The sequence below is a fragment of the uncultured Lamprocystis sp. genome (assembly GCF_903933125.1).
Lineage (GTDB): Bacteria > Pseudomonadota > Gammaproteobacteria > Chromatiales > Chromatiaceae > Thiodictyon.
Genome location: NZ_CAIZIZ010000113.1, coordinates 1 through 6,007 on the forward strand (window position 1 = coordinate 1; position 6,007 = coordinate 6,007).

Consider the following 6,007-nt stretch of genomic DNA (forward strand, 5'->3'; position numbering starts at 1 on the left):
GGCCGCGCACGGCCTGCGCGTAGACCTCCAGTTTGTCTTCGGGGGCGTAGGCCATGTTGGGCAGATTCAACCGGGCGACCAGGTTGCTGCTGTGCAGGTGGGCGCGGGCCGGGATGCGGAACAGGGCGGTGGCGAGATACCGAAACTCCAGGTAGGCCGTGCTTTCGCTGCCGAGTCGACGATGCGGTTCTTGAAGTTTTGGTCGTGGCTCATGGGATGGCGTTCAAGGCGCCCTCCGGAGCAGCAGCCGACGCGGGCGTCTGGTGATCGGGGTCCACGGTGTGGTCGCGCTGCGCATCGACCTCCAAGCGCAGGCGGGCGATCTCGGCTTCCAAGGACAGGTATTCGGCTTCTTTGCGCTGGAGGAAGCGCCGGGTGATCTGCGCCTTTTGCTCGATGCCTTGGGGGGTGAGCAGGTAGGCGTAGGCCCGTTTGTCCTTGCTGGTGCGAAAGTTCTGGATCTTGATCCAGCCTTTTTCGACCAGAGCGCGTACGCAAAAGTTGGCCGAGCCGACGCTGACGCCCAGGGCCCGCGCCAGGGCGCGTTGGGAAAGGTCGGGGTTGGCTTGCAGCAGGCGCAGGGCTTGGAAGTGACGCTCTTCGCTCACGGCGGGGCGGCTCCTGGGGGCTGGGGTGAGATCCGGGTCACTTTGTACCCGCGCGCTTTGTACCTGCACGGCCAGCCGGAGGTTGCGGCTTCAGTTGGATGCGGGGGCGCCGCCCGCTAAAGCGTCGGCCTCCGGTTGCGTTGCACCGGTCGCGGGGGGCGGGCCAGCGGGGTGCGAAGGCCGTTGGGTCTGGTGAGTACGTGAGGCGACCCGTGCGGAGCGCTCAGACAGGTTCGGACACGCTACCGCCCTACCCTGTCAGTGGCGGGCATGGCCGAGGTCAGCTGTTCGCACCTGTTCGAAATGGTCGTTCAGCCCTTAAACTAGGGGTTATGCTAACGCGGATGGGGCGCGGCGGCAAGGGGGTTTGGCCGTTTAGTCGTTTGCGCGGCGTCGGCGCCCAGGCGCGGGAGACTGGATTCCCGTTCGCCGCGGCGCTCGCCAGGAGTCCAAGGCTTCAGCCTTGGGCGGGGGAGATGGGGCGAACGGCCAGGGGGCGGCCCCCCCGGAAGCGGAAGATCCCCCGTGGGAGCGGCCTCCGGCCGCGAGACGATCGCGGCACTCGGCGCGGCCCATCGCGGCCGGAGGCCGCTCCCACGGGGCCCGGGATGCGGCAGGATGCCAGGGCCGACGGGTGAGGGGTGCCGCATATTAGTGAAGCACCTCGTCCAGGCTGCGGGCGGTCAGGACCCGCTCCGACCAGTGCAGCAGGGTCTCCGCGTCGGCCGTTTCGATCCGCTCGCGCGTGGTCGGGGGGAGTTCCCCGAAACGGGTGGATAGAAGCCGCAGCAGGATCCGGGCTTCGCCTTGCTGGATGAATCGCTCTGCGAATCCGCTCATGATGTCCGCCTCTTGGGCATACTGCTGTTCATAAAGGTGGCGCTCATGGTCGTCAAGCTGGGCATAGATGTCAATGAAATCCAGGTACTTGAGCCGCCGCTCGGGGTCGGGCTCCAGGGTCAGCAGGCCGCGCACCGCCTGGGCGTAGACCGCGAGCTTGTCCTCCGGGGCATACGCCATATTGGGCAAATTCAGCCGCGCGACCAGGTTGGGGCTATTGAGGTCATCGCGGGCTTGAAGCTGGAACAAGGGCCAGGCGAGGTACTGGAAGTGCAGGTAACACTGGGCATCGCCGCCGAGGCGCAGTTCGCGGGGGAAGGCACCGGCGCGCAGAAAGATGACCACGGGAACGAGCCGTTCCATGCCCAGCAACTCCGCCAGATCCAGACAATAATGCGCCAGGCGGTGGATGGAAAATCGCTGGGGATCGGTGTCTTCTTCCAGGACGAACAGCAGGGCTTCGCGCCGGCCATCCGGCCATTCCACCAGCAGGGGTGTATCCAGTTCACGAAACCGCGCGCCGAGTCGTTCCTTGAGCTGCTCCTGACGTATCGGCAGGATCCGCGCCCCTGGATCGATGGCGGCGGCTTCCGCTGCGGCGGCGAAGTGGATGGCCTCGCGCGGGTAGTCGAGAATGAGGTTCTTGAAGTTCTGGTCGTGGCTCATCGTGGTGTCCTTGGACCTGGGGCATCCGGGCGTTGATCGTCGTGCCGGCCAGCAGATCGCTTGTAGGGTGCGGTGAGCTTGCGAACCGCACCCCTGCCGCTCGGTCCGTCCGGTTGGTCGGAACGATGACCAGGACCCTAAAGGCGACCGTCGATGGCGTCCACCGGCAGGACGGATTTGACGTCATAGAGGATCGACCGGGGCTTGGCCCAGTGACGGATCCCGGTCGCACCCAGCGCGACGAACTCACGATGGGCAACGGCGAGGATGATGGCGTCGTAGGTGCCGGGCGGCGGGGACGCGGGCAGGCAGTCGAGGCCGTATTCCTGATGCGCTTCGTCACGGTCGATCCAGGGGTCGTAGCAGTCGACGGTGATGTTGTAGTCAGGCAGGGCCTGGATGATGTCGATGACGCGGGTGTTGCGCAGGTCCGGGCAGTTTTCCTTGAAGGCGAGGCCGAGCACCAGGATGCGGCTGTTGCATACGCCAATGCCGCTTTTGAGCATGCGTTTGACCACGGTCTCGGCGACATGGGCGCCCATGCGGTCGTTGATGCGCCGCCCGGCGAGGATGACCTCGGGGTGGTAGCCGATGGCGATGGCTTTGTGGGTCAGATAATAGGGGTCGACGCCGATGCAGTGGCCGCCGACCAGGCCGGGGCGGAAGGGCAGGAAGTTCCATTTGCTGTCGGCGGCTTCCAGCACTTCCAGGGTGTCGATGCCGAGCTTGTCGAAGATGAGGGCCAGCTCGTTCATCAGGGCGATGTTGAGGTCGCGCTGGGTGTTCTCGATGACGATGGCGGCGATTTCGGGGGTGGAGCCGCTGGTGACTTTTTTGATGGTGGTCAGGCGGTGGTCGTGGTCGCCGGGGTTGATGCGTTCGGGGCTGTAGCCGCAGTAGAAGCCGTGGTCGGGCATGGGTGGCGTCGTCGCGCCCGGCGGGATGGCGGTTGGGTGGCGATGAGAAGGGTCATGGCGCGCTGTCGGTCGGTGCTCGATCGCGGAAGATGCGTTCCAGTGCGTTGGCGTGGAACCATCAAATCAGCTCGGCGGCTTCTCGGAGCCGGTCGGCCGTTGCCGGCAAGCCCGCCCGTTCCAGCGCCGTTGCAAACTCATCCGGCGTCGATTTGGGCTTTTTTCGCCGTGTCCGCATGCGCTTGAACGCTGAGATCACGGCGACCGGTTGCAGATCCCATTGATGGATGATGAAGGTATCTGGATCGATGGCTTCGATCTCGAAATGCTGGAGGATCTCGGCGGGGAAGTCGCGCAGATTATCGGTCACGATGCAGTCGGCATGACCCGCGATCGCGGCGGCCAGTACGTGGAGATCATCAGGATCCGGCAACTCGACGGCCAAGTCGAGGCGCTGCCACTGTTCGGGCACCACTTCCCAATCGGGAACCGCCGCCCGCATGCAGTCGCGACGGACATCGAGCCGACCGGCCAAATCCGGGCGGCTGTTTTCCAATGCCCGAATCCACTCGTCCTCGATCCGAGTCGTCCATTTAGCGGCGTAGAGTCCGGCCGTGGCCAGACTGAGCAGGGCGTCCGTCATCGCGATGGAGTACAGCACGCAGGCATCCAGTACAGCGGTGTAGCGCGCGTGTCCAGCCATCAGTAATCCAGACCCAACTCGCGTGCGTTATCCGCCAGACGATCGAGCGCCAGTTGCTGTTGCTCGCGCAGCTGTTGCTCATAGTCCAGCAGATGCTTCAGGGTCACGCGCCGATGCGTGCCGACTTTTCGATAAGGCAGATGACCCGCTTCCATCTCTTTGATGACGAAGGGACGCGAGACATTGAGGAAGTGTGCGGCCTCGACCGTGGTGAGCTCGCGTTCAATGGGCATCAGCACGATGGACTGGCCCTGACTCATGGCGCCGAGCAACTGGCCGATTACCCTCAGGGCGGCGGGCGGCACCTCAACGCGCGGATGTTCGCCGGTGTCTGTCGTCAGCAAGATCGAGGCGGCGCGCGAGTGATCCAGCGCGGCCATAATGCAGCGTTGAGCGGCGCGCGCCAGATCCTTCTCGGCGGGACTCAACAGGGGTGACTCAAGTTCGCGGGCATGGTCGATGGTCGTCATAACGGGGGGCTTCCTGATTTGTTTCTGCTTCCGTCCATGATAGAGGCAAATGCAATAAGTGCAATAACCGCAACCGCCGTCGTCAGGAGGCTTCAGCGATGAGCGTTTGGTAAAACCGCCGATCAGCCGCGTTGCCGAGGTGCGAATTGTGCCACAGCAGGGTGAAGTCGCCGCCGAAGCGCCGGCAGGTATCTCGATAGCCCAGCATCATCGCCAGCGCCGCCTCGCTGTAGCCCAGGCTCAGATAGCGTTCGGCGATGACCGAGCACTCCATCAGGATCAGCGGGCACTCGCGCTGGTGCAAGAGGCGGCGTTCGGTCAGGTCGTAGAGCGGATATTCGCGGCAGGTGCCGCAGCGGAAAGCCGTACCCATTTGCCTGTGAATTGCTATCAAAGTAGGTCGCACGCGCGTTTTCAAGCAACTCCGACCGGCAGAAGTGGGGCGCCGTCCCTGACGTCGCTCTGGAAGGCGAATATCTGCACAATCTCGGAGCGTGGGAGCGAGAACGCGGGTCATCTTGGCTCGCTTGTCGGCATGGCGCCGTCCGGGCTCGGCATCGTGCATCACCTGTTGCATCGCCTTGTCGTGGTTTAGAGGCGACCGTCCACCGTATGGACCGGCAACACGGACTTCACGTCGTAGAGGATCGACTTGGGCTTGGCCCAGTGACGGATCCCGGTCGCACCCTGCTCGATGAAGTCGCGATGGGCAACGGCGAGGATGATGGCGTCGTAGGTGCCGGGCGCCGGGGGCGCGGGCAGGCAGTCGAGGCCGTATTCCTGATGCGCTTCGTCACGGTCGATCCAGGGGTCATAGCAGTCGACGGTGATGTTGTAGTCACGCAGGGCCTGGATGATGTCGATGACGCGGGTGTTGCGCAGGTCCGGGCAGTTTTCCTTGAAGGCGAGGCCGAGCACCAGGATGCGGCTGTTGCACACGCCAATGCCGCTGTTGAGCATGCGTTTGACCACGGTCTCGGCGACATGGGCGCCCATGCGGTCGTTGATGCGGCGCCCGGCGAGGATGACCTCGGGGTGGTAGCCGATGGCGACGGCTTTGTGGGTCAGATAATAGGGGTCGACGCCGATGCAGTGGCCGCCGACCAGGCCGGGGCGGAAGGGCAGGAAGTTCCATTTGCTGCCGGCGGCTTCCAGCACTTCCAGGGTGTCGATGCCGAGCTTGTCGAAGAGCAGCGCCAGCTCGTTCATCAGGGCGATGTTGAGGTCGCGCTGGGTGTTCTCGATGACTTTGGCGGCTTCGGCGACGCGGATGCTGCTGGCCGGGTGGGTGCCGGCGGTGATGATCTGGCGGTAGAGGGCATCGACGATGGCGGCGATCTCCGGGGTGGAGCCGCTGGTGACTTTTTTGATGGTGGTCAGGCGGTGGTCGTGATCGCCGGGGTTGATGCGTTCGGGGCTGTAGCCGCAGTAGAAGCCGTGGTCGGGCATGGGTGGCGGCGCCACTGGACGCTGGAGCGTCGGCGCGGGCTCCCACGCTGGAGCGTGGGAGCCAGATGGGGTGACGGTCGCCGTGATGTAGGTCAGGCCGGAGTGGCACGCGAGGACGGGGACGCAGTCGTCGTCGGTGCAGCCGGGGTAGACGGTGGATTCGTAGATGACCAGATCGCCGGGTTTGAGGACTTTGCCGACGGTTTCGGAGGCCTTGAGCAAGGGGCTGAGGTCAGGGCGTTTGTAGTCATCGACCGGGGTGGGCACGGTGATGATGAAAATGCGGCAGGCGCGCAGGGCCTCGGGGTCGCTGGTGACCTGGAGGTGGCGGGCGGCGGCCAGTGCGTCCGCGGCGAC

General features: G+C 64.7%; 6 protein-coding genes and 1 pseudogene. All 7 read right to left on the reverse strand.

All coding sequences use genetic code 11. The features are described from left to right. Window positions 1-209: 209 nt before the first annotated feature. Window positions 210-608: a MarR family EPS-associated transcriptional regulator gene (locus tag QZY03_RS05145; RefSeq protein ID WP_295578718.1), complete on the reverse strand. Its 399-nt coding sequence runs from the start codon at window positions 606-608 to the stop codon at window positions 210-212. Window positions 609-1,259: 651 nt separating this feature from the next. Further along, on the reverse strand, window positions 1,260-2,114 hold the full coding sequence (locus QZY03_RS05150) for a DUF4351 domain-containing protein (RefSeq protein WP_295578720.1): 855 nt from the start codon (window positions 2,112-2,114) through the stop codon (window positions 1,260-1,262). A gap of 137 nt (window positions 2,115-2,251) precedes the next feature. Then, window positions 2,252-3,022, reverse strand: a pseudogene (locus tag QZY03_RS05155) (nucleotide sugar dehydrogenase); the annotation flags it as partial. Window positions 3,023-3,149: 127 nt separating this feature from the next. After that, a complete protein-coding gene (locus QZY03_RS05160) occupies window positions 3,150-3,731 on the reverse strand; it encodes a PIN domain-containing protein (RefSeq protein WP_295578722.1) in 582 nt (193 codons plus the stop codon). Then, window positions 3,731-4,201: a helix-turn-helix domain-containing protein gene (locus QZY03_RS05165; protein ID WP_295578724.1), complete on the reverse strand. Its 471-nt coding sequence runs from the start codon at window positions 4,199-4,201 to the stop codon at window positions 3,731-3,733. Before QZY03_RS05165 ends, QZY03_RS05160 begins: the two co-directional genes overlap by 1 nt. 82 nt (window positions 4,202-4,283) lie before the next feature. Further along, a complete protein-coding gene (locus tag QZY03_RS05170) occupies window positions 4,284-4,574 on the reverse strand; it encodes a hypothetical protein (protein WP_295578726.1) in 291 nt (96 codons plus the stop codon). Between the two features lie 218 nt (window positions 4,575-4,792). Continuing rightward, the coding region (locus QZY03_RS05175) for a nucleotide sugar dehydrogenase (RefSeq protein WP_295578728.1) at window positions 4,793-6,007 on the reverse strand (1,215 nt) is incomplete at its 5' end.

Coding starts and splice junctions, on each gene's coding strand:
- QZY03_RS05160 (WP_295578722.1), bottom strand. CDS start 3,731: ATGGCTGGACACGCGCGCTACACCGCTGTACTGGATGCCTGCGTGCTG.
- QZY03_RS05170 (WP_295578726.1), bottom strand. CDS start 4,574: ATGGGTACGGCTTTCCGCTGCGGCACCTGCCGCGAATATCCGCTCTAC.
- QZY03_RS05165 (WP_295578724.1), bottom strand. CDS start 4,201: ATGACGACCATCGACCATGCCCGCGAACTTGAGTCACCCCTGTTGAGT.
- QZY03_RS05150 (WP_295578720.1), bottom strand. CDS start 2,114: ATGAGCCACGACCAGAACTTCAAGAACCTCATTCTCGACTACCCGCGC.